Raw genomic sequence first — 22,729 nt, 5'->3', positions numbered from 1 at the left:
CGAGGGCGCCCATGGACAAAGGTGGGAGAGGTCTTGGACTAACGTCCGGACCCTGCCGGGGGCTCCCCGATCCCGCCCCTTCCCGAAACCGGGGGCTCCGCCCCCTGGACCCCCGTATCGGCGCTCCGCGCCTCGTCCTCGATCTCCCCCAAGCTCTTAAGGAGCAGGGGGGACCCCCACGACGGGCTGGAATGGCCTTACGCCTCCGTCCCCTGCCCGTACGGCAGTACAGCCCGTACCTCCCAGCCCCCCTCTGGCGACGGCCCCGCCGTCAACGTGCCGCCCAGGGCCGTGGCCCGTTCCTCCAGGCCGGTCAGCCCGAACCCGCCCCGCTCACCGGACCGCTCGCCCGGCTGCCCGCCGTCGTCGGCGACCCGCACCTCCACGCCGCCCTCGACGACGCGGACGCCGACGCGCACCGCCGAGACGCCGATGGCGTGTTTGCGGACGTTCGTCAGCGCCTCGCGGACGATGTGGTGGGCGGTGGCCGCGAGATCGGCCGGAAGCCGCTCCTGAAGGCCCTGTTCCACATGCACGGCGACCGGAGGGCCGGTCCTGGTGAACGTCTCGGACAGCTCGCGCAGCTGGGCGAGACCGGCCACGGGCACGGTGCGGGCCTCGCCCTCGCGCAGGACCCGCACCAGGCGTCGCATGGCGCCGAGCGCCTCGTCGCCCGCGTCCGCGATCCGCACGAAAGCGCTGGTCGCGGCGGCGGCGCCGACCTCGGTGAAGGACGCGGCGCGGGCCTGCACGACGATTCCGGTGACGTGGTGGGCGACCAGATCGTGCAGTTCCCGGGCGAGTTCGAGCCGTTCGGCGGCGCGCACGGCCTCGATGTCGCGGACGCGCTGCGCCTGCTGGGCGCGTAGAAGCAGAGAGAAGGCGCTCACCACGGCGGCCAGCGCGGAGAACAGGAGCGTGAACCGGCCCGGAGAGGCGTCGCGCACCGGCGCGGCCACGCAGGCGAGCGCGAGCAGCGGCCCGAGCACGGCGGCGCGGCGGGCGGGCAGCCGCAGCAGGACGCCAGTGAGCAGCACGAGCAGCGCGATGGCCTCGCCCATGCCCCAGACGATCTGCGGCCGGGCGCTCACGAAGACGTACAGGGTGGCGGCCCAGGACACGCAGGCGGCGAGCCAGGCGCGGGTGGCGAGGGCCGGGCGGGCCCAGGGCACCGCGCACAGGCAGCAGAGGATGCCCGCCGTCCAGACGGCGGCGCGCGGTCCGGTGGGCTGGCGGGCCAGGGTCAGGCCCTCGACGGTGACGAGCAGGACGAGGACGGCGGCGAGCAGCAGGCGGGCGGCGGTGCGGCGCGCGGGATGCCGGTCGAGCAGGCGCGTGTACCGGTCGAGGGTCGCGGTGGTCACGGCGTGCGGGTGGCGAGGCCGGACTCCCAGGCCCAGGCAGCGATCTCGACGCGGTTCCTGGCGTCCAGCTTGGCCTGGACGTTGGCGAGGTGGGACTTGACCGTGGACAGGGAGACGAAGAGTTCGGCGGCGATCTCGTTGTTGGTGCGGCCGCGGGCGAGGGCGCGCACGACGTCCTGCTCGCGCTGGGTGAGGGGTTCGGAGGGGGTACGGGTGCCGGGTCCTTCCGCGGCCGCGGAGGGTCCGGCGGCCAGCTCCCGCAGCAGGCGTACGGTGATCGCGGGCGAGACCAGCGCGTCGCCGACGGCCGCCGCGCGCACGGCCTCCACCAGCATGGCGGGGCTCGCGTTCTTCAGGAGGAAGCCGCTGGCCCCGGCGCCGAGGGCCGCGTGCACGTACTCGTCGAGGTCGAAGGTGGTGACGATGACGACGCGGGGGCGCACCCCGGCGCGGGCGGCCAGGCGGCGGGTGACCTCCAGGCCGTCGAGGCGCGGCATGCGGATGTCGAGGAGCAGCACGTCGGGGTCGTGGCGGGTGACGGCGGCGAGCGCGGCCTCGCCGTCGGTGACGTCGGCGAGGACCTCGATGTCGGTCTTGCTCTCCAGGATCATGCGGAAGCCGGTGCGGACCATGTCCTGGTCGTCCGCGATGACCACCGTGATCGCCATGTGCCGTCGTCCGCCCTTGCCGCGCCTGTCTCGTACGCCCCCGAGTGTCCCATATATGGGCATACGAAGCGGGGCCGGGTCAGCCGTGACCCGGCCCCGCGACGGAAAGGCTGTTCACCTCACGGGCACCCGGGGCGCCCGGGGCGTCAGAGCTGGTTGGCCTGCTTGGCTATCTCGGCCGCGAAGGTCGAGACCTCGGTGTAGACACCGGGGAACTTCGGGCGGGCGCAGCCGTTGCCCCAGCTCACGATGCCCACCTGGATGTACTGGCCGGCCTCGTCCTTGCGGAACATGGGGCCGCCGGAGTCGCCCTGGCAGGTGTCGACGCCACCCACGTTGAGCTTGCCCGCGCAGATCTCCTCGCCCGGGATGATGTCGCCGCTGTAGGCGGCCTGGCAGTCGGCGTCGCTCACGAAGGGCACGGTGGCCTTGAGCAGGTAGCGCTGCTGCGCGCCGCCCTCGCGGTTGGCGCCCCAGCCCGCGACGGTGAAGTTGCCGTTGTTGTACTTGGTGGTGGTGGCGATCTTCAGCGTGGGCTGGTTGATCGGCTTGGCGAGCTTGATCAGCGCCCAGTCCTTGCCCTTGCCGTTGTAGCCGGGGGCCTGCAGGACCTTGGTGGACTTGACCTTGACCGCGCTGGAGCTCTGCAGGTCGACGACGCCGCCGGTGGCGGTGATGGAGGTGTTGTTGCCCGAGCCGTCGACACAGTGCGCGGCGGTCAGGACGACGTCCTGCTTGAGCAGGGAGCCGCCACAGCCCATCGAGAGCCGGACCATGAACGGGAACTCACCCTGCGCGGCACGCACACCGCCGACGACACGCTCGCCGGGGTTCGGGCCGGGGTGCGGGGCGGCCTGGGCGACGACGGGCTGCAGGCTGGCGACACCGAGGGCGACCGACCCGAGGACGGCGGCTCTCTTGACTCCACGGAACTTCGTCTTCAACTTCTTGCCCCTTCGTGGGAGTTGTGGGGGGTTGCGCACGCGGCGGGCCCATGCCGCACACGCCAGAGGCAATGCGTGGCATGAGCCCGCCAAGCGTTGTTGGATTATGAGGAGGGCCGCGCGCGGGCGACAAGGGGCGGTTTTCGGCCAGGCGTTGGGGCCGGGGCTGGTTACCGGTGCGAACAACCCCCGTACAGTGGGGACGAATCGGACGGTGCTCAGGGGGTGGGGGCGTGGCGAACGGCGGTCCGGTCGAGCACGGCTATCCGCATCTGGAGACGGTGCACGCGGCCATCACCGCGCTGTACCGACGGCTCTCGTACGACACCGTGCACACCTTCGACACCAGCGTCGCCCCGGCCGACGTGGCCTTCTGCGACCAGGACGACCTGTATCTGGGCGCGCAGCGGGTGGCCCGCGAGATGGTGCGGCACCTGCGGCTCCCGGACGCCCGCATGATCGTGTCGTTCCGGGAGATGCAGCACGCGGCGTCCGTCGAACTCGCCGCGGGGCCCGAGTACTTCATCGAGCTGAACGACCGTTTCCGCACGCACCGCAGGGACATCGGCGCGGCCCTCGCGCACGAGGTGATGCACGTGTACCTGCACCGCCTCGACCTGACGTTCCCGGGCACGCGCGCCAACGAGATCCTGACCGACACGGCGACGACATACCTGGGCGCGGGCTGGCTGCTCCTCGACGCCTACCGCGAGGACAGCGCCTCCTCGCAGAAGCTCGGCTATCTGACGCCGGAGGAGTTCGGCTACGTCCTCGCCAAGCGCTCCCTCGCGTTCGGCGAGGCACCCGAGACCTGGTTCACCAGCCCGCAGGCGTACACGGCGTACACGAAAGGGCTCGCCCGGGCCCGCCAGGACGAGCAGCAGCCCCCGCTGACGGCGGCGGGCTGGGCGGGCCGGCGGCGCTACGCCAAGGACCGGCGCTACGCCCAGGACCACGGCACGGCGACGGGCCCCGGACCCGGGCGGTCCGGCAGTCCGTACGCCTTCTCGCGCCCGGACGGCACCGGCCCGCTGCGGGTGTCGTTCCCGTGCCCGACCTGCCGTCAGCGCATCCGGGTGCCCGCGCGCGGCCGGATGCGGGCGCGGTGCGGGCTGTGCCGGACGGTGCTGGACTGCGACACGTGAACTCGCTTGCGAAGAGGGCAAGTCGGCGCTGACCTGCGGGGCTCGACGGCGATACGGGAACGGGGTGGGCCTCGGCCCACCCCGTCACCTCTGCCTCGGGTACCCCCGAGCCGCCCGCGGACTACGCGGCGTTGCGGCTCCGGCCGCCCCGGCGGCCGCGGCCGCCCCGGCGTCGGGCACCGCTACCGGTGCCACCCGCTCCCCCGGCACCGGCCCCGGCGCCCGCGGACCTGCGCTGCGCGGGGGCCTTGCGCTGCGCCACGACCTGGACGGGCGGCGCGATGACGACCGGCACGCCGGAGGGCTCGCGCGCCCCGGTGATCGTGACCAGTTCCTCGGAGGACGAGCGGACGGCGACGGCCTCCGGCTTGATGCCCGCGTCGGACATCAGGCGGGCCACCTCGCGCTTCTCCTCGGGCAGGACGAGCGTGACGACGCGGCCGGACTCGCCCGCGCGGGCGGTGCGGCCGCCGCGGTGCAGGTAGTCCTTGTGGTCGACGGGCGGGTCGACGTTCACGACCAGGTCGAGGTCGTCGACGTGGATGCCGCGCGCGGCCACGTTGGTGGCGACGAGCGCGGTGACCTCGCCGCTCTTGAACTGCTCCAGGGTGCGGTTGCGCTGCGGCTGCGAGCGGCCGCCGTGCAGCCCGGAGGCCCGCACCCCGCTGGCGAGGAGCCGCTTGGTGAAGCGGTCCACGGCGCGCTTGGTGTGCAGGAAGAGGATGACGTTGCCGTCGCGCGCGGCGATGCGCAGCGCGACGGCCTTCTTGTCCGTCTCGTCGGCGACGTACAGGACGTGGTGCTCCATCGTGGTCACCGCGCCCGCGGAGGGGTCGACGGAGTGCACGACGGGGTCGCTCAGGTAACCGCGGACGAGGCGGTCGACGTTGCGGTCCAGGGTCGCCGAGAACAGCATCGTCTGGCCGCCCTGCTCCACCTGCCCGAGCAGCGCCGTGACCTGGGGCAGGAAGCCCATGTCGGCCATCTGGTCGGCCTCGTCGAGGACGGTGACGCGGACCTGGCCGAGGGCGCAGTCACCGCGGTCGATGAGATCCTTCAGGCGGCCCGGGGTGGCGACGAGCACCTCGACGCCGCGGCGCAGCGTCGCGGCCTGCTTGTTGATCGAAAGACCGCCGACGACGGCGGCGACGCGCAGGTTCACGGAGGTGGCGTACGGCGCGAGGGCGTCGGTGACCTGCTGCGCCAGCTCGCGGGTGGGGACGAGGACCAGGGCGAGCGGCTTGCCGGGCTCGGCGCGGCGGCCCGCGGTGCGGCCGAGGAGCGCGAGGCCGAAGGCGAGGGTCTTGCCGGAGCCGGTGCGGCCGCGGCCGAGGACGTCGCGTCCGGCCAGGGAGTTCGGCAGGGTCGCGGCCTGGATCGGGAAGGGCGAGGTGACGCCCTGCGCGGCGAGGGTCTTGAGCAGCGCCTCGGGCATGTCGAGGTCTTCGAAGCCCTCGACGGCGGGCAGCGCCGGGGTGAGGGTCTCGGGCAGCGCGAAGTCGGCGGGCGCGGTGCGTGCCGGGGTGGGGCGGGAGGTCTTGCGGCCGCCTCGGCCGCCGCCGTTCACCGGGCGCTTGCCGCCGCTCGTGTTCCGGGTGCCGCCGCCGTTGCGGGTGCCGCCGGTGGCGCCGGTGCTCTTCCGGCCGGAGTCGCCCGAGGACTGGCCGCGGGTGGCCGAGCCTGCCGTGCGGTCGTTCGATGAGCGCCGACGGGCGGGGCGCGCGGGACGGTCGGGGCGATTCATGGGGCAAGCCTTCCTGGCCGGTGACAGCACACAAGCCGGGACCCGCACCGTGGTGGTGCGGGCCCCGGCTGCGATGTTCGCGAGAAGCGACGATCAGGCGGGAACGATGTTCTCGGCCTGCAGGCCCTTCTGGCCCTGGGTCACCTCGAAGGAGACCTTCTGGCCCTCCAGGAGCTCACGGAAGCCGGAGCTGGCGATGTTGGAGTAGTGGGCGAAGACGTCGGGGCCGCCGCCGTCCTGCTCGATGAAGCCGAAGCCCTTTTCCGAGTTGAACCACTTCACGGTTCCAGTTGCCATGTCAATCTCCTCAACAGGGGCAGATTAAGGAGAGCCACGGAATTGTGGTTCTCCCAGCGCTGCAAGGACCCCCATCCGGAGAGACCGGGGTCCGGCCCGCAAAAGAGCCGGAAAAACAAAATAATGCGCCCTCGGAAGCATTCCGTCAGGCGCACATAAAGTTCATGGGTACCAAAACTGCAACGGTTAACCCTAACATGCGCCCGGCCCCCGCAGGCGGGAGCCTTCCGGGGACCGGGTCGACGGCGGTGCGCGGGCCTCACTCGGGCCGCTCCACCGCCCGCCGCGGCAGCGCCGGACACAGCAGCGCGCAGAGCACGAAGACGGCCACCACCCACGGCATCGCGGCGCCGAGCGCGTCGGTGAGCCCCGCCCCCGCACCCACCGGGCCGTGCTCGCCGGACGCGCCCGACGGCCCCGACGAGACGTGGCCGAAGAACACCGTCCCGATGACCGCCGCCCCGAGCGCCCCGCCGAACTGCTGGGCCGTGGAGAAGATGCCGGACGCCCCGCCCGCGATGTCGCCGGGCACGGCCGAGAGCACCACGTTCACCAGCGGCACGACCAGGAAGCCGAGCCCCGCGCCCGCCACCAGGAGCCCCGGCACCAGCGGCCAGGCCCCGGTGTGCGCGTCGCTCGCGTCCGCCACCGCCGCCCACACCCAGGCGAAGCCGCCCGCCATGAGCAGCGCCCCGGCGGCGAGGACGAGCCGCCCGAAGCGCAGGGCCAGGGCGTCCGCGGCGGGCGCGGTCAGGAAGCCGCCGACGGAGAAGGCGACGGTGACGAGTCCTGCCTGCATCGGCGTGTAGCCCTCGCTGCCCTGCAGCCAGATCGCGAAGACCAGGAAGAAGCCCTGCATGCCGACGGAGAACAGGAGCTGCACCAGGACGCCCACGGAGAACGCGGGCAGCCTGAAGGCGCGCGCGGGCAGCAGCGGCACGGTCCGGTGCGAGCGGCGCCGCGCCTCGGCCACGCCGAGCCCGGCGAGCGCGGCCACCCCGGCGCCCAGGCACACCCAGCCCCACACCGGCCAGCCGTTGGCGCGGCCCTGGACCAGCGGCAGCACGACGGCGACCAGGGCCCCGGCGAGGACCAGGCTGCCGAGCACGTCGGGCCGTCCGGCGGAGCGCTCCCGCGTGGCGGGTACGAGGACGGCCCCGGCGACGAAGGTGGCGACGGCCACGGGGATGTTCACCAGGAACACCGAGCGCCAGCCCCAGCCGAACAGGTCGGCGTCGGTGAGCAGGCCGCCGAGCAGCAGCCCGATCGCGGACGCGAACCCGGCCACGGCTCCGTACATCCCGAAGGCCGTGCCGCGCTCCTTGCCCCGGAACAGTGTGCGGAAGGAGCCGAGCACCTGCGGCATGAGGAGCGCGGCCATGACGCCCTGCACGGCGCGGGCCGCCACCAGCTGCCCCGGCGTCTGCGCGATCCCGCAGGCGAGGCTCGCCAGGCCGAAGCCCGCGGTGCCGGCCAGGAACAGGGCCTTGCGGCCGTACCGGTCGCCGAGGTGTCCGGCGACGATCAGGGTGGCGGCGAAGCCGAGCAGGTAGGCGGAGACGATCCACTGCAGGGCGCTCTCGGACGCGCCGAGGTCCCGTCCGATCGACGGGATCGCGACGTTCACGATCGTCACGTCGAGCAGGTCCATGAGGGCGGCGACCATCATCACGACGGCGGCCGCCCAGCGCCGGGGGTGCGGGGCGCCGACGGCGGCGCCGTCCGCGGGCGGGGTGGTCAGGGTGGTGGTCATGTCGGCTCCAGGGCTCCTCGGGTCTCGCTGACGGGACATGTCGGCCTCCGATTTATTTCGTTCGACCTAACGAAAGACTTGCACGGGGCAATCCGTGATCACAAGTCTTTCGTTCGACCGAACGAACTTTTTGCTAGGCTCTCTCCATGCCGAAGAGCCGCACGCCCCAGGACCCGTCGGACCCGGAGCGCGCCGACGTCGTGGCGCGCCTGTCCGCCGCGGGCCGGGCCAACAGCGCGGTCACCGTGATGTTCCACTCGGCCGTCGCCGCCCGGCAGGGCCTGAACGCCACCGAGAGCAAGACCCTCGACCTGCTCATCCGCAAGGGCCCCCTGACCGCAAAGGACCTCGCGGCCGAGACGGGCCTGGCGCCCGCGTCCGTGACGGGCCTCGTCGACCGCCTGGAGGCCAAGGGCTTCGTACGCCGGGTGAAGCACCCCACGGACAAGCGCCGGGTCCTCGTGGAGTTCCGCGCCGAGAAGATGGCGGGCCTGACGGAGGTCTTCGCGGACTGGGGGCGCGAAGTGGAGCAGTTCTGCGAGGAGTTCACGACGGAGGAGCTGGAGACGGTCATCCGCTTCCTGGACGGCGCGGCGGACCGCCAGCGCCGGGCGGCGGCGCGGCTCGCGGAGTAGCGGGCGGTACGCGACCGGGACGGTACGCGACCGAGGGCACCCCTCACATCAGGCACACGCGCCCGCACCGCATCGCCCGTATTGACGCACCGTCAAATAACCTTCGTGCGCGCCTTCCCCCTTCGAGGGGCCGCCGTTACCGTCCCACCCGACCCCGGCCAAACAGCTGTTTGGCCGGACGGCGACAGGTACGGAAAGGCGGCCCGATGCGCAGCACACGCACCCGTACGGCGGCCACGGTCGCGGTCCTCACGCTCGTCCTCGGCACCGCGCCGGCGCTGACGGCGCACGCCGCGCCGACGGCACCCCGGCCCTCGTACACGCACCCCCACACCTCCGAAGCACCCCGGCAGATCCCGCTCCAGGGGGCGGTCAACGTCCGTGACGTGGGCGGTTACCGCACCTATGACGGCGAGCGGGTGCGGCACGGCCGGGTCTTCCGCGCGGACGCGCTCAGCAAGCTCACGGACGGGGACGTCTCGACGCTCGCGGGGCTGCGGCTGCGGAAGGTGGTGGACTTCCGGGTCGCGGAGGAGGTCCAGTACGACGGCCAGGACCGGCTGCCCGCCGGTCTGGTCGCGACCGCGCGGCCCGTCACCGACAACGGCCTGTTCCGGCAGCTCATGACCGTGATCGGGTCCCGGGACCCGGTCAAGCAGGAGGAGATGCTCGGCGGCGGGAAGGCCGAGGCGTTCATGCGGGACGTCTACCGCACGTTCGTCACGGACGCCACGGACCGCGCGCAGTTCGGCGCGACGCTGCGCGACATCGCGTCCGGCGGCGCGGCCGCGCCCCTGCTCTACCACTGCACCTCGGGCAAGGACCGCACGGGCTGGGCGACGTACGTCCTGCTGCGCGCGCTCGGAGTGCCCGAACGCACCGCCGTGGACGACTACTTGGCGTCCAACACGTTCCGCGCCGCGTACGACGCGAGGCTGCGCGAGACGCTGCGGCAGACCGGCATGATGCAGAACCCGGACCTGCTCATACCGCTCCAGGAGGTCCGCACCGGCTATCTGGACGCGGCGCTCGCCGAGGTGACACGGCGGTACGGGAGCTTCGGCGGCTATCTGACGAAGGGCCTCGGCCTGGACGCGGGGACGCTGGTCGAGCTGCGCCGGGCGATGGTCGGTTGAGGCGCGGGCCCGTCGGCCGGGTCCTAGGGGGCCGCGGTGCGGGGTGCGACGATGCCGTGCTCGCGCGCCGCGGCCAGCCACTGCGGGAACTCGGCGACGAGGTGGTCGTACAGGAAGTCGTCCGGGGCGGCGGCCGGGTCCTCGCCGAGGTGGAAGAACCCGGCGTTGTCGACGACGCGGCGCCCGGGCACCGGCAGTTCGTCGAGCCTGCGCAGATAGTCGAACTGCCTGCTCGCGGGGTTGCCGAAGCCGATGAACTGCCAGAACAGCGGCAGCTTCGCCGCCTTGCACAGGTACCGCTCGGCGGCTGCCCTGTTCAGGGGGCCGCCGTCGGTCTGGAACACCACCAGCGCGGGCGCGGTGGCGCCGCATTCCAGGTAGTGGTCGATGACGGCGTCCATCGCGGCGTGGTAGTTCGTCCGCCCCATGTGCCCGAGCCCGGCCACGATCTCGCCGATGCGGCCCTGGTGGCCGGTCAGTTCGACGTCGACGACCGCGTCCACGTCCGTGGAGAAGAAGACGGCGGGTACGACTCCGTCGTCGTCCAGGTGCGCGGAGAGGCCGAGCACGCGGTCGGCGAGGGCCTGCACGCTGCCGTCGTCGAAGTACGGCCGCATCGAGCCGGAGTGGTCGACGACCAGGTACACGGCGGCGCGCTCGCCCTCCAGGCCGTGGGCCCGCAGCCGCTCCCCCGCCGTCTTGTAGAGACTGACGAGGCCGGGCGCCACGGCCCGCACCTTGTCCAGACTGATCGCCGCGCCCATGGCACCAGCGTACGGTCCCGGCGGCGGCGCCCGGTCAGCCTGCGAGGAAGTCGACGGCCAGGCGCAGGAACTCCGCCTCCCGCTCCACGTACGCCAGATGCCCGCAGCGCGGGAACACGTGCAGGCGGGCGTCCGGCATCGTCTTGAGCGCGACGAACGCGCCGTCGACGGGGTTGACGCGGTCCTCGCGGCCCCAGGTGAGGAGCGTGGGCCGGGTGATCCGGTGGGCCTCGCGCCACAGCAGGGCCCCCTCGGGCCACTTGGCGAAGGCCGCCCCGAGGCGCTGGGCGCCCAGGCGGGAGCCCGGGTCGAGGGCCTGCGTGTACCGCTCGTCGACGAGTTCGTCCGTCACGAGGGACGGGTCGTGGACGAGGGAGGTGAGGAAGGCCCGGACGTGCTCGCGGGTCGGGTCGGGGGCGACGCTCAGCTCGATGAGGCGCTTGACGCCTTCGGTGGGTTCGGCGGTGAAGAGGTTGAGCGCGAGGCCCGCGGGGGCGGTGAGCAGGAGCCGGTCGACCTTGTCCGGATGGTCGAGCGCCATCCGCACACACACGCCGCCGCCGAGCGACACGCCCGCGAAGTGCGCCTTGGCGATCCCCAGTTCCTCAAGCAGCCCCGCCACGGCGTCCGCCCCGAACGAGAACACGTCCTTGTCCAACTCGGGCTTGTCCGACCGCCCGAACCCCGGCAGATCGACGAGCAACGTCCGAAACCGCGCCGCGAAGCCCCCGACGACACCCCCGAACGCCCCCCAGGCACTGGCCCCCGGCCCACCCCCGTGCAACATCACCAGCACCGGCGCGTCCGCCCCGCCGGGCCCGACCTCGTGATACCGCAGCCCGACCCCGGCCCCCCGGCCACTGCGCGAGGTCCCCTCACAACTCAACCCCACCCCAACCTCCCCGCAAGCCCCACTGACCACCAACACCCCCATGCTCCCTCACCCACCCCCTCCCCCGCCCACCCACCCCGGCCGCTACCGCGGACACCACGCCCCACCCACCAAAGCGGCGGCGCTACCACCGCAAGCGCGGGCCTGACCCAACGGCAAGGTCGAGCGGGGGATTCAGCCCGTCCGGCGCTTGAGGACGAGCGCGCAGCGCGATCGGCGCCCACCCCGGGCAACGCACAGACACACCCCACCCCTCCGGGCCCCGCCCCCCCGGGAGGGAGAAGGGCGGGCGGGTGGGGAAACCAGCCCGTCCGGCGCTTGAGGACGAGCGCGCAGCGCGATCGGCGCCCGCCCCGGGCAACGTACAGACGAAGTCCCCAAGGCGACCCGCGCCTAGGAGGGCCGGTCCTCGAAGGCCGGCAGCGCGAAGATCCTGACCTTCGCCTCGTCGGACATGAGCTCCACCAGAGGCAGCACAAGCTCCCAGAGATCTCGCTTGCCCACCTCCCGGACGAGCGCGTCGAGTTCGGCGTCGGACAGCTCCGCGGCCCGGTCGGCCACCACCTTGCGGGAGTCCTCGGGAAGCACCTCGACGAGGGGCAGGAACTCACCCCACAGCCCGGTGGCGACGACGGCGGGGACCACTCCGCCGAGGACGGCGGGGTCACGCAGCGAGGGAAGCCCGGCCACCGTACGGAGTTCGTCCGCGCCGAGCAGCGCGACCAGCGGAAGCAGCGACTCCCAGAGCCCGTCGCGGGCGACGGTCACGACGAGCGGATCGAGCCGCTCGGGCGGCTGCGCGGCGGCGAGGGACGCGATCCGCCCGCGCTGCTCGCCGGTCACCATCCCGGCGACGGCGAGCGCCTCGGCCCACAGCCCGTCGGCGGCGGCCGTCCCGATGACGCCGGCGAGCCGCTCCTCACCCATCAACTCGACGATGTGCCCGAGCCGTTCGGGCACATCGATGAGGAACCCGGTGCGGAGCACCACCGCGTCGGCGACCTGCGGCAGGATCCGCCCGAGCGCGCTGTCGCGGAGGTGCCCGACGAAGCGCCCCATCGTGATGTGGTCCTCGCGCTCGGCGAGGGCGACGGCGATGCGGACGAGGAGGTTCTCGTCGAGCCGGTCGACGATGCCGCTGATGCGCCGCGGGTCGAGGTGCGCGCAGGACTCGGCGGTGAAGGAGACGGGCAGCTTCTCGATGATGTCGGCGGCGCGGGCGGGTTCGAGGCGCCCGGCTACGGCGGCGGCGAGCCGGGGCCCGAGCGCCTTCTGGGAGATGGCGGCGGCGACCCCGGCGGGCACGAGCTTGGTCGCGGAGGCGATGCGGTCGAGCATGTCGGGCGCCCGGTCGTGGAGCGTCGCGACGCAGTCGGCCCGGAAGCGGTGCACGTCCTCGGCGGGCAGTTCCCCGAGGAAGGCGAGCGCGTCGGGCTCGACGTCGAGGAGGCGGGCGGTCTTCAGGGCCTCGGCCCTGCCGCGCAGCTTGTCCATGTGTCCTCGCCCCCGGCTACCGGAAGAGGATCCGGCGTACGGGCCCGCGGGCCAGCGCGGGCACCAGCTTCAGGGCCTCCTCGGCGGCCTGGTTCAGGCCGGACGCCCGGCTCTCGCGCTCCCGGCGCAGCGCGTCGGCGAGGGACGCGAGCCGTTCGGGCGGCAGCGCGGCGAAGGACTCGGGGGGCCTGACCCCCAGCTCCGCGGTCAGTTTCTCCAGTGCTTCGGTGCTCACGGGACCTCCCGGAGGGTGCGCTGGGCTTCAAGGTCCCGAGAGTGGAGCGAAATTGAATAATAGTCAATAGCGTCGGCGGAGCAACGCGAGGCAGCCGGAGAGCGGGCCGGGGACGGCGCGGCGGGAGCGCGAACGGAAGGGGGGTGGGGGGGGGGCCCGCCCCCCCCCCCCCCCCCCCCACCCCCCTCGCGCACCTCAGCCCTTGACGGCCCCCGCCGCGAGACCCGAGCCGAGCCTGCGGTGGACGACGACGAAGAAGAGCATGACGGGCACCGTGACCAGCGTGGAGCTGGCCATCACGGGACCCCAGGACGTGGTGTTCTCACCGAAGAACTGGAAGATGCCCACGGCCGCCGTGTACTTGTCGCTGCCCTTCATGAAGGTGTACGCGAACACGAACTCGTTCCACGCCGTGATGAAGGCGAAGATCGAGGTGGCGACGAGCCCCGGCGCGACCAGCGGAAGCAGCACCGACCAGAACATCCGGAACCAGGAGGCGCCGTCGATGTACGCGGCCTCCTCGACCTCCTTGGGCACCGCCGCCACGAACCCGCGCAGGGTCCAGATGGCGAACGGCAGCGACAGGGCGATGTAGACGATCGACAGGCCGAGCAGCGAGTTGAGCATCTCGTAGTCCCGCATCTGGATGAACAGCGGGATGACGAGGGCCTCCAGCGGCACCATCTGCACGATCAGGATCATGATCAGCACCGAGGTGCGGAACTTGAACTTGAAGCGGGCCACCGCGATCGCCGCGAACAGCGAGAGCAGCGCCGCCGCCAGGATCGTGGCGATCCCGACGATCGCCGAGTTCAGCAGGTACTGCCCGAAGTTGCCCCGGTCGAAGACGAAGTCGAAGTGCTCGAAGCTGATGCCGCTCGGCAGCAGGTCCGAGCCGCGCGTGAGCGCCTTCGGGTCGAGTGCGGTGGAGACCATCCAGTAGACGGGGAAGAGCGTGAAGACCAGCAGCGCCGCCACGGACAGCGGCAGGCCGATGCGTGCGGCGAGCGAGGTGCTTCGTCGGGCGCTCACAGGTCCTCCTCTCCCTGCCGGAACAGCGTCCGGATGTAGACGATGGTGATGGCGAGCAGCAGCAGCGTGAGCAGCACGGCGGCCGCGGCGCCCGCTCCGTAGTCGTTCTTGGCGAACGCCTCGATGTAGGAGTACACGCCGAGGTTGTAGACGTCGGGATTGGAGCCGCTGCCTCCCGGCATCAGGAAGACCTGGGTGAAGACCTTGAAGTCCCAGATGGTGGAGAGGATGGTCACCACCAGGAAGACGGGCTTGATGGTCGGCACGGTGATCTTCCAGAACCGCTGCCAGGCGTTGGCGCCGTCGATCTCCCCGGCCTCGTACAGCTCCTTGGGAATCGTCAGGAGCCCCGCGAGGACGGTGATCGCCACGAACGGGAAGCCGTGGTGCACGACGTTGATGGTGGCGATGGCGTAGAACGGCAGCCGCTCGGTGAACCAGTTGGTGGTCTCGGCGTCGATCAGGCCCATGGAGTCGGCGACTTGGCTGACCATGCCGTCCTCGGGCGAGAACAGCCAGATCCAGACGTACGTCCCGGTCACCGCGGGCATCGCCCAGGCGGCCAGGATCGACACCGAGCAGATCAGCTTCCAGGTCGGGCCGAGGCGGTTGAGGAGCAGTGCCACGGCCGTGCCGAGGGCGACGGTCAGGCCGACACAGGCGAACGCGAAGAACACCGTGTTGGGCAGGACCGTCTTCCACAACAGCTCGCCGGTCAGCAGGTCCTTGTAGTTGTCGAAGCCGGTGTAGGTGCCCTTGCCGCCGCCGAACTTGACGACGTAGTCCTGCAGCGACAGCTTGCCGACCTGGATCAGCGGCCACAGGAGCAGGCCGATGAGCACGACGAGTGCGGGGGCGAGCAGCAGCCAGGGGCGGGTGAGGGTGGTCAGTCTCTTGCGGCGGCGCGCGGCGTCGCCGTCGTCGGACCGGGGGGAGCGAAGGCTCGAAGAGCCGGACGAACCGTCCTTCGAGCCGTCGCTGACGAGCATGTCTTTCACGTGGTCACTCGTCCCTGTGTGCCTACTTGTCCTTGGCGAAGATCTCGTCCATGTCCTTGGCCGCCTTGTCCGCGGCCTCCTTCACGGACGACTTGCCGGTGAGGATCGACTGGACCATGCCGGTGACGACCTGCGAGGCCTGGATCTCGCCGTACGCCTTGGTCTTGGGCACCGTGGCGCCGGCCTCGATCATCTGCTTCGCGAACGGCTCGACCAGCGGGTCCTTCTGGCCCTCGATCTTCTTCAGCTCGGAGTTCTGGCCGGGGAAGTAGTTGGTCTGCTTGGCCCACTTCGCGGCGAACTCACCGGTCGTCATGAGCTTGACCAGCTCCCAGGCCAGTTCCTTCTTGTCCGTGTTGAACGCGGACAGGTAGGAGCCGCCGAGGAAGGACTTGCTCATGCCGCCGTTCTCGCCCGGGATCGGGACGGCGCCGAGCTTGCCCTTGAGCTTGGGGTTCGCATCCGTGATGGCCTTGGGCGTCCAGTTGCCACCGATCGCCATGGCGATCTGGCTCTTGTTCCAGGCGTCGCCGACCTCCTTCTCGGTCCAGGTGTTCACCTTGGCCGGGGAGACCTTGTCCTTGGTGGCGAGGCCGGTGTAGAACTCCAGGCCCTTGATCGCCTGGGGCGAGTTGATGGCGGACTTCCACTTGTCGCCGTCCTGGGTGGCGAGTTCACCGCCCGCGCCCCAGACGAAGGGGGTCGCGAACATCTCCGCGCCGCCCGCCACCGGGAACGGGATCAGGCCGGGCTCCTTGTCCTTCAGCGTCTTCGCCGTGGACTGGAGCTCCTTCCAGGTCGTCGGCGGCTTCAGCTTGTGCTTCTCGAAGATGTCCTTGCGGTAGACGATGGACCGCACGCCCGCGTACCACGGCATGCCGTACTGCTTGCCGTCCAGCGTGCCCGCGTCCTTCAGGCCCTCGACCAGGTCGTTGGCGAGGCCGGACTTCTTCACGTCGTCCGTGACGTCGACGAGCGCCTCGGTCTCGGCGAACTGCGGCACCCAGGTGGTGCCGACCTCGGCGACGTCGGGGACCTGGTCCTCGCCGCCCTCGATCGCGGTCGTGAACTTCTTCTGGGCGGTCGCCCACTGCTGGTACTCGACCTTGATCTTGGCGCCGGTCTTCTTTTCGAAGGCCGCGCCGACCTCCTTGAAGAAGGGCCGGGGATCGGGGTTGGTGCCCTCCATGATCCACACGGTGAGCGTCTTGCCCTTGCCGTCGACCTTGCCGCCGTTGTCCCCGCTGTCGCCGCCGTCATCGCCACCGCACGCGGTCGCGGTCAGACCGAGCGCCATGGCGATACAACCTGCCGCGATGACACGTCGCTTCATGCCGGCCCCCTTCAGGTTCCTATGGTGAGAGCGATTCTGGTCACACAGAGTGTGGGCGGTCTAGACCCTTTCGGCGAAGCGGCCGAACCGTAATCACCGTTGCGCGGTGCGCTACGGCTTGCAATCGTCGTTGCGCATGACGCAATCACGGTGTAGGCGCCGGGTGCGGAGCGCACGAAAAACGCGACGCCCACCCAGTGTCCGGTCGGGGACAGGGCAGGCGCCGCGCCAGTTCCGTACGCCGTTGTACGGGACGTGTGAAGGGGCCGTACGGATTACACCGTCAGGGCCCGGTCGGTCGGGCGAATGGGCGAGGGAAGATCACTCGCACCGGTGAGGAAGCGGTCCACGCCGCGGGCGGCCGAGCGCCCCTCGGCGATCGCCCACACGATGAGCGACTGGCCGCGCCCGGCGTCACCGGCGACGAACACACCGGGGACGTTGGTCTGGAACTCGCCGTCCCTCGCGACGTTCCCGCGCGCGTCCAGGTCGAGCCCGAACTGCTCCACCATGCCGTTCTCCCGGTCGGTGCCGGTGAAGCCCATGGCCAGCGTGACGAGCTGGGCGGGGATGCGCCGCTCGGTGCCCGGCTTCTGGTTGAGCTTGCCGTCCACGAACTCGACCTCGACCAGGTGCAGGAACTGCACGTTCCCGTCCTCGTCGCCCTCGAAGTGGGTGGTCGACACCGAGTAGACCCGCTCGCCGCCCTCCTCGTGGGCCGAGGTGACCTTGTAGAGCATGGGGAAGGTCGGCCAGGGCTGCCCGGCGGACCGCTCGTCGCCCGGCCGGGGCATGATCTCCAGCTGGGTGACGGAGGCCGCGCCCTGGCGGTGAGCGGTGCCCACGCAGTCCGCGCCGGTGTCGCCGCCGCCGATGACGACGACGTGCTTGCCCTCGGCGGAGACGGGCGTGGTCACGTAGTCGCCCTCCTGCACCTTGTTGGCGAGCGGCAGGTACTCCATCGCCTGGTAGACGCCCTTGAGCTCGCGGCCGGGGACGGGCAGGTCGCGGGCGGTGGTGGCGCCGGCCGCGATGACCACGGCGTCGTAGCGCTTGCGCAGCTTCGCCGCGTCGATGTCGCGGCCGATCTCCACGCCGGTGCGGAACTTGGTGCCCTCCGCGCGCATCTGCTCGATGCGGCGGTTGATGTGCCGCTTCTCCATCTTGAACTCGGGGATGCCGTAGCGCAGCAGGCCGCCGATGCGGTCGGCGCGCTCGTACACGGCGACGGTGTGCCCGGCGCGGGTGAGCTGCTGGGCGGCGGCGAGGCCCGCGGGGCCCGAGCCGATGACGGCGACGGTCTTGCCGGACAGGCGCTCGGGCGCCTGCGGCGCCACGTCACCGGTCTCCCAGGCCTTGTCGATGATGGAGACTTCGACGTTCTTGATGGTGACGGCGGGCTGGTTGATGCCGAGGACGCAGGCCGCCTCGCAGGGGGCCGGGCAGAGGCGGCCGGTGAACTCCGGGAAGTTGTTCGTGGCGTGCAGCCGCTCGGAGGCGGCGGACCAGTCCTCGCGGTAGGCGTAGTCGTTCCACTCGGGGATGAGGTTCCCGAGCGGACAGCCGTTGTGGCAGAACGGGATGCCGCAGTCCATGCAGCGCGAGGCCTGCTTGGAGATGATCGGGAGCAGCGAGCCCGGGACGTAGACCTCGTTCCAGTCCCGCAGCCGCTCGGGGACCGGGCGGGTCTCGGCGACCTCGCGGCCGTGGTTCAAAAAGCCCTTGGGATCAGCCATTGGTCGCCGCCTCCATCATCTTCTCGGTGATCTCGGACTCGGTGAGTCCGGCCCGCTCGGCGGCGTCCTTGGCGGCGAGCACTGCCTTGTACGTGGTGGGGATGATCCTGCTGAAGCGGTTCACGGAGGTCTCCCAGTCCGCGAGCAGCTTCTCGGCGACGGTGGAGCCCGTCTCCTCCTGGTGGCGGCGCACGACGTCGTGCAGCCACTGCTTGTCGGTGTCGTCGAGCGGCTCGACGGCCGCCAGGTTCCCGGCGTTGACGTTGTCGCGGTCCAGGTCGATGACGTACGCGATGCCGCCCGACATGCCGGCCGCGAAGTTGCGCCCGGTCTCGCCGAGGACGACCGCGTGGCCGCCGGTCATGTACTCGCAGCCGTGGTCGCCCACGCCCTCGGACACCACGAGCGCGCCGGAGTTGCGCACGCAGAACCGCTCGCCGGTGCGGCCGCGCAGGAACAGCTCGCCGCCGGTCGCGCCGTAGCCGATGGTGTTGCCCGCGATGGTGGAGTACTCGGCGAGGTGGTCGGCGCCGCGGTCGGGGCGGACCACGATGCGGCCGCCGGACAGGCCCTTGCCGACGTAGTCGTTGGCGTCGCCCTCCAGGCGCAGGGTGACGCCGCGCGGCACGAAGGCGCCGAAGGACTGGCCCGCCGAGCCCGTGAAGGTGATGTCGATGGTGTCGTCGGGCAGGCCCGCGCCGCCGAACTTCTTCGTCACCTCGTGGCCGAGCATGGTGCCGACCGTGCGGTTGATGTTGCGGATCGCGACCTGGGCGCGGACCGGCTGGGCGTCCGCCTGGGAGTCGGCGGCGAGCGCGTCGGCCGCGAGCTTGATCAGCTCGTTGTCGAGGGCCTTCTCCAGGCCGTGGTCCTGGGCGACGACCTGGTGGCGGACGGCACCACCGGGCAGGTCCGGGACGTGGAACAGCGGCTCCAGGTCCAGGCCCTGGGCCTTCCAGTGGTTCACGGCCCGCTCGGTGTCGAGGAGTTCGGCGTGGCCGACGGCCTCCTCGATGGAGCGGAAGCCGAGCTCGGCGAGGAGCTCGCGGACCTCCTGCGCGATGAACTCGAAGAAGTTCACGACGTACTCGGCCTTGCCGCTGAAGCGCTCGCGCAGCGTCGGGTTCTGCGTGGCGATGCCGACCGGGCAGGTGTCCAGGTGGCAGACGCGCATCATGACGCAGCCGGACACGACGAGCGGGGCGGTCGCGAAGCCGAACTCCTCGGCGCCGAGCAGCGCGGCGATGAGCACGTCACGGCCGGTCTTCAGCTGGCCGTCGGTCTGCACGACGATGCGGTCGCGCAGGCCGTTGAGGAGCAGCGTCTGCTGGGTCTCGGCGAGGCCGAGCTCCCAGGGGCCGCCCGCGTGCTTGAGCGAGGTGAGCGGGGACGCGCCGGTGCCGCCGTCGTGGCCGGAGATGAGGACCACGTCCGCGTGCGCCTTGGAGACGCCCGCGGCGACCGTGCCGACGCCGACCTCGGAGACCAGCTTCACGTGGATGCGGGCCTGCGGGTTGGCGTTCTTCAGGTCGTGGATGAGCTGGGCGAGGTCCTCGATGGAGTAGATGTCGTGGTGCGGCGGCGGGGAGATGAGGCCCACGCCCGGCGTCGAGTGCCGGGTCTTGGCCACCCACGGGTAGACCTTGTGTCCGGGCAGCTGGCCGCCCTCGCCGGGCTTGGCGCCCTGGGCCATCTTGATCTGGATGTCGTCGGCGTTGACCAGGTACTCGCTGGTCACGCCGAAGCGCCCGGAGGCGACCTGCTTGATGGAGGAGCGGCGCGCCGGGTCGTAGAGGCGGTCCGCGTCCTCGCCGCCCTCACCGGTGTTGGACTTGCCGCCCAGCTGGTTCATGGCGATGGCGAGGGTCTCGTGCGCCTCGCGGGAGATCGATCCGTACGACATGGCGCCCGTGGAGAAGCGCTTGACGATCTCGGAGACCGGCTCGACCTCGTCGACGGGGATCGGCGCCCGCCCCTCGCTCTTGAAGCCGAACAGGCCCCGGAGCGTCATCAGGCGCTCGGACTGCTCGTTCACGCGGTCCGTGTACTGCTTGAAGATGTCGTAGCGGCGGCTGCGCGTGGAGTGCTGGAGGCGGAAGACCGTGTCGGGGTCGAACAGGTGCGGCTCGCCCTCGCGGCGCCACTGGTACTCGCCCCCTATCTCCAGGGCGCGGTGCGCGGACGGCACGCCGGAGGCCGGGTAGGCCTTGGCGTGGCGGGCGGCGACCTCCTGGGCGACGACGTCGATGCCGACGCCGCCGATCTTGGAAGCGGTGCCGTTGAAGTACTTCTCGACGAAGGCCTCCTGGAGGCCGACGGCCTCGAAGACCTGCGCGCCGCGGTAGGAGGCGACCGTGGAGATGCCCATCTTGGACATCACCTTCAGGACGCCCTTGCCGAGGGCGAAGATCAGGTTGCGGATGGCCTGTTCGGCCTCGATCCCGGGCAGGAAGGTGCCCGCGCGGACCAGGTCCTCTACGGACTCCATCGCCAGGTACGGGTTGACGGCCGCGGCGCCGAAGCCGATGAGCAGCGCGACGTGGTGGACCTCGCGCACGTCGCCCGCCTCGACGAGCAGGCCCACCTGGGTGCGCTGCTTGGTGCGGATGAGGTGGTGGTGGACGGCCGCGGTGAGCAGGAGCGAGGGGATCGGGGCGTGCTCGGCGTCGGAGTGCCGGTCGGAGAGCACGATCAGTCGGGCGCCGGCCTCGATGGCGGCGTCGGCCTCGGCGCAGATCTCCTCGATGCGGGCGGTCAGGGCGTCACCGCCGCCGCCGACGCGGTACAGGCCGGAGAGGGTCGCGGCCTTCATGCCGGGCATGTCGCCGTCGGCGTTGATGTGGATGAGCTTGGCCAGCTCGTCGTTGTCGATCACCGGGAAGGGCAGGGTGACGCTGCGGCAGGAGGCCGCGGTGGGGTCGAGGAGGTTGCCCTGCGGGCCGAGCGAGGAGCGCAGCGAGGTCACGAGCTCCTCGCGGATGGCGTCCAGCGGCGGGTTGGTGACCTGCGCGAACAGCTGGGTGAAGTAGTCGAAGATCAGCCGCGGGCGCGCGGAGAGCGCGGCGATCGGCGTGTCCGTGCCCATCGAGCCGATCGGCTCCGCCCCGGCCTTGGCCATCGGGGCGAGCAGGATGCGCAGCTCCTCCTCGGTGTAGCCGAAGGTCTGCTGGCGGCGCGTGACGGAGGCGTGGGTGTGCACGATGTGCTCGCGCTCGGGCAGGTCGGACAGCTCGATCTCGCCGGCCTCCAGCCACTCCGCGTAGGGCTTCTCGGCGGCGAGGGCGGCCTTGATCTCGTCGTCCTCGACGATGCGGTGCTCGGCGGTGTCGACGAGGAACATCCGGCCGGGCTGCAGGCGGCCCTTGCGGACGACCTTGGCCGGGTCGATGTCGAGGACGCCGACCTCGGAGCCGAGGACGACCAGGCCGTCGTCGGTGACCCAGTAGCGGCCGGGGCGCAGGCCGTTGCGGTCGAGGACCGCGCCGACCTGGGTGCCGTCGGTGAAGGTGACGCAGGCCGGGCCGTCCCAGGGCTCCATCATCGTGGCGTGGAACTGGTAGAAGGCGCGGCGGGCCTGGTCCATGGAGGCGTGGTTCTCCCAGGCCTCCGGGATCATCATCAGGACCGAGTGCGGCAGCGAGCGGCCGCCGAGGTGCAGGAGTTCGAGGACCTCGTCGAAGGAGGCGGAGTCGGAGGCGTCCGGCGTACAGACCGGGAAGGTCCGCTCCAGCTTCTCCTTGCTCCCGAAGACCTCGCCGACCAGCTGCGACTCCCGGGCCCGCATCCAGTTGCGGTTGCCCTGCACGGTGTTGATCTCACCGTTGTGCGCCACGAAGCGGTACGGGTGCGCGAGCGGCCAGCTCGGGAACGTGTTGGTGGAGAACCGCGAGTGGACGAGGGCGATGGCCGTGGCGAAGCGGCGGTCGGACAGGTCCGGGAAGAAGGGCTCCAGCTGGCCGGTGGTCAGCATGCCCTTGTAGACGATCGTGCGGGCCGAGAGCGAGGGGAAGTAGGTGGCCGCCTCGCGTTCGGCGCGCTTGCGCAGCACGAACGCCTTGCGGTCCAGGACGAGCCCGCTGCTCTCGCTGTCCGCGACGAACAGCTGGCGGAAGACCGGCATCGTCGAGCGGGCGGTGGCGCCGAGCAGCGTCGGGGCGACGGGGACCTCGCGCCAGCCGAGCACGGTCAGGCCCTCTTCGGCGGCGATCGTCTCGATCCGTGAGACGGATTCGGCGGCGGAGTCCTGCGGCAGGAAGGCGATGCCGACGGCGTACGCGCCTGCCTCGGGGAGGCTGAATCCGGCCACTTCGCGCAGGAACGCGTCCGGGACCTGGAGCAGGATGCCGGCGCCGTCGCCGGAGTCGGGCTCGGAACCGGTGGCGCCGCGGTGTTCGAGATTGCGCAGTACGGTCAGCGCCTGCTCGACGAGCTCATGGCTCGCCTCACCGGTGAGGGTGGCCACGAACCCGACACCACAGGCGTCGTGCTCATTACGGGGGTCGTACATCCCTTGCGGGGCGGGGCGACCGTCCATGGGCGACCAGGCGTCGGAACGCATC

At 71.5% G+C, this 22,729-nt stretch carries 18 protein-coding genes; 3 read left to right on the top strand and 15 right to left on the bottom strand.

Annotated features, from left to right (window positions below):
- Positions 1–197: 197 nt before the first annotated feature.
- The 3 genes from AB6L24_RS09590 to AB6L24_RS09580 all read right to left on the bottom strand — a co-directional run bounded on the left by AB6L24_RS09590 (position 198) and on the right by AB6L24_RS09580 (position 2,976).
- Positions 198–1,364 carry a sensor histidine kinase gene (locus AB6L24_RS09590; RefSeq protein ID WP_405654166.1) on the bottom strand — a complete coding sequence of 389 codons (1,167 nt, stop codon included), beginning with the start codon at positions 1,362–1,364 and terminating at the stop codon, positions 198–200.
- Positions 1,361–2,032 carry a response regulator gene (locus AB6L24_RS09585; protein WP_405654164.1) on the bottom strand — a complete coding sequence of 224 codons (672 nt, stop codon included), beginning with the start codon at positions 2,030–2,032 and terminating at the stop codon, positions 1,361–1,363. The genes AB6L24_RS09590 and AB6L24_RS09585 overlap by 4 nt, the downstream gene beginning before the upstream one ends.
- Before the next feature lie 146 nt (positions 2,033–2,178).
- The gene (locus tag AB6L24_RS09580) at positions 2,179–2,976 is read right to left on the bottom strand and encodes a S1 family peptidase (protein ID WP_405654162.1); all 798 of its coding nucleotides are present in this window, start codon (positions 2,974–2,976) and stop codon (positions 2,179–2,181) included.
- Positions 2,977–3,209: 233 nt separating this feature from the next.
- On the opposite strand from AB6L24_RS09580, the gene AB6L24_RS09575 reads away from it, so the two are divergent.
- A complete protein-coding gene (locus tag AB6L24_RS09575) occupies positions 3,210–4,121 on the top strand; it encodes a hypothetical protein (protein WP_405654159.1) in 912 nt (303 codons plus the stop codon).
- 121 nt (positions 4,122–4,242) lie between these two features.
- Here AB6L24_RS09575 and AB6L24_RS09570 read toward each other — a convergent pair whose 3' ends face one another.
- The 3 genes from AB6L24_RS09570 to AB6L24_RS09560 all read right to left on the bottom strand — a co-directional run bounded on the left by AB6L24_RS09570 (position 4,243) and on the right by AB6L24_RS09560 (position 7,915).
- Positions 4,243–5,865, bottom strand: coding sequence for a DEAD/DEAH box helicase (locus AB6L24_RS09570; protein WP_405654157.1), 1,623 nt, complete (start codon positions 5,863–5,865; stop codon positions 4,243–4,245).
- A 93-nt stretch (positions 5,866–5,958) separates the two neighbouring features.
- Complete coding sequence (locus AB6L24_RS09565) at positions 5,959–6,162, bottom strand: cold-shock protein (RefSeq protein ID WP_030362889.1); 204 nt, start codon at positions 6,160–6,162, stop codon at positions 5,959–5,961.
- A 259-nt stretch (positions 6,163–6,421) separates the two neighbouring features.
- Positions 6,422–7,915 carry an MFS transporter gene (locus AB6L24_RS09560; protein ID WP_405654154.1) on the bottom strand — a complete coding sequence of 498 codons (1,494 nt, stop codon included), beginning with the start codon at positions 7,913–7,915 and terminating at the stop codon, positions 6,422–6,424.
- A 146-nt stretch (positions 7,916–8,061) separates the two neighbouring features.
- On the opposite strand from AB6L24_RS09560, the gene AB6L24_RS09555 reads away from it, so the two are divergent.
- Together AB6L24_RS09555 and AB6L24_RS09550 are read left to right on the top strand one after the other, a co-directional pair.
- Complete coding sequence (locus AB6L24_RS09555) at positions 8,062–8,550, top strand: MarR family winged helix-turn-helix transcriptional regulator (RefSeq protein WP_405654152.1); 489 nt, start codon at positions 8,062–8,064, stop codon at positions 8,548–8,550.
- Between the two features lie 206 nt (positions 8,551–8,756).
- On the top strand, positions 8,757–9,686 hold the full coding sequence (locus AB6L24_RS09550) for a tyrosine-protein phosphatase (RefSeq protein WP_405654150.1): 930 nt from the start codon (positions 8,757–8,759) through the stop codon (positions 9,684–9,686).
- A 23-nt stretch (positions 9,687–9,709) separates the two neighbouring features.
- Here AB6L24_RS09550 and AB6L24_RS09545 read toward each other — a convergent pair whose 3' ends face one another.
- From AB6L24_RS09545 to gltB, 9 genes are all read right to left on the bottom strand, one after another.
- On the bottom strand, positions 9,710–10,450 hold the full coding sequence (locus AB6L24_RS09545; RefSeq protein WP_405654147.1) for a VWA domain-containing protein: 741 nt from the start codon (positions 10,448–10,450) through the stop codon (positions 9,710–9,712).
- A gap of 34 nt (positions 10,451–10,484) precedes the next feature.
- Entirely contained in the window at positions 10,485–11,237 is a 753-nt protein-coding gene (locus AB6L24_RS09540) for an alpha/beta fold hydrolase (RefSeq protein WP_405657109.1), read from the bottom strand.
- A 498-nt stretch (positions 11,238–11,735) separates the two neighbouring features.
- Complete coding sequence (locus AB6L24_RS09535; protein WP_405654144.1) at positions 11,736–12,836, bottom strand: hypothetical protein; 1,101 nt, start codon at positions 12,834–12,836, stop codon at positions 11,736–11,738.
- Between the two features lie 16 nt (positions 12,837–12,852).
- Positions 12,853–13,071 carry a hypothetical protein gene (locus tag AB6L24_RS09530; RefSeq protein ID WP_380851665.1) on the bottom strand — a complete coding sequence of 73 codons (219 nt, stop codon included), beginning with the start codon at positions 13,069–13,071 and terminating at the stop codon, positions 12,853–12,855.
- Positions 13,072–13,266: 195 nt separating this feature from the next.
- Entirely contained in the window at positions 13,267–14,103 is an 837-nt protein-coding gene (locus AB6L24_RS09525; protein ID WP_380851668.1) for a carbohydrate ABC transporter permease, read from the bottom strand.
- Positions 14,100–15,092, bottom strand: coding sequence for a carbohydrate ABC transporter permease (locus tag AB6L24_RS09520; RefSeq protein WP_405657108.1), 993 nt, complete (start codon positions 15,090–15,092; stop codon positions 14,100–14,102). The genes AB6L24_RS09525 and AB6L24_RS09520 overlap by 4 nt, the downstream gene beginning before the upstream one ends.
- 31 nt (positions 15,093–15,123) lie before the next feature.
- Positions 15,124–16,434, bottom strand: coding sequence for a sugar ABC transporter substrate-binding protein (locus AB6L24_RS09515; protein ID WP_405654141.1), 1,311 nt, complete (start codon positions 16,432–16,434; stop codon positions 15,124–15,126).
- A 275-nt stretch (positions 16,435–16,709) separates the two neighbouring features.
- A complete protein-coding gene (locus AB6L24_RS09510) occupies positions 16,710–18,170 on the bottom strand; it encodes a glutamate synthase subunit beta (RefSeq protein WP_380851674.1) in 1,461 nt (486 codons plus the stop codon).
- Entirely contained in the window at positions 18,163–22,677 is a 4,515-nt protein-coding gene (gltB, locus tag AB6L24_RS09505) for a glutamate synthase large subunit (protein ID WP_405657106.1), read from the bottom strand. Before gltB ends, AB6L24_RS09510 begins: the two co-directional genes overlap by 8 nt.
- Between the last annotated feature and the right edge of the window lie 52 nt (positions 22,678–22,729).

The organism is Streptomyces sp. RK9 (genome assembly GCF_045070545.1).
Classification (GTDB): domain Bacteria; phylum Actinomycetota; class Actinomycetes; order Streptomycetales; family Streptomycetaceae; genus Streptomyces; species Streptomyces alboflavus.
This window is presented reverse-complemented; position numbering and strand designations above follow the sequence as displayed.

Excerpts from the sequence above, each read along its gene's own strand:
- AB6L24_RS09585 (WP_405654164.1), bottom strand. The coding sequence starts at position 2,032 with ATGGCGATCACGGTGGTCATCGCGGACGACCAGGACATGGTCCGCACC.
- AB6L24_RS09570 (WP_405654157.1), bottom strand. The coding sequence starts at position 5,865 with ATGAATCGCCCCGACCGTCCCGCGCGCCCCGCCCGTCGGCGCTCATCG.
- AB6L24_RS09565 (WP_030362889.1), bottom strand. The coding sequence starts at position 6,162 with ATGGCAACTGGAACCGTGAAGTGGTTCAACTCGGAAAAGGGCTTCGGC.
- AB6L24_RS09560 (WP_405654154.1), bottom strand. The coding sequence starts at position 7,915 with ATGACCACCACCCTGACCACCCCGCCCGCGGACGGCGCCGCCGTCGGC.
- AB6L24_RS09555 (WP_405654152.1), top strand. The coding sequence starts at position 8,062 with ATGCCGAAGAGCCGCACGCCCCAGGACCCGTCGGACCCGGAGCGCGCC.
- AB6L24_RS09550 (WP_405654150.1), top strand. The coding sequence starts at position 8,757 with ATGCGCAGCACACGCACCCGTACGGCGGCCACGGTCGCGGTCCTCACG.
- AB6L24_RS09545 (WP_405654147.1), bottom strand. The coding sequence starts at position 10,450 with ATGGGCGCGGCGATCAGTCTGGACAAGGTGCGGGCCGTGGCGCCCGGC.
- AB6L24_RS09540 (WP_405657109.1), bottom strand. The coding sequence starts at position 11,237 with ATGTTGCACGGGGGTGGGCCGGGGGCCAGTGCCTGGGGGGCGTTCGGG.
- AB6L24_RS09535 (WP_405654144.1), bottom strand. The coding sequence starts at position 12,836 with ATGGACAAGCTGCGCGGCAGGGCCGAGGCCCTGAAGACCGCCCGCCTC.
- AB6L24_RS09520 (WP_405657108.1), bottom strand. The coding sequence starts at position 15,092 with ATGCTCGTCAGCGACGGCTCGAAGGACGGTTCGTCCGGCTCTTCGAGC.
- AB6L24_RS09515 (WP_405654141.1), bottom strand. The coding sequence starts at position 16,434 with ATGAAGCGACGTGTCATCGCGGCAGGTTGTATCGCCATGGCGCTCGGT.
- AB6L24_RS09510 (WP_380851674.1), bottom strand. The coding sequence starts at position 18,170 with ATGGCTGATCCCAAGGGCTTTTTGAACCACGGCCGCGAGGTCGCCGAG.
- gltB (WP_405657106.1), bottom strand. The coding sequence starts at position 22,677 with ATGTACGACCCCCGTAATGAGCACGACGCCTGTGGTGTCGGGTTCGTG.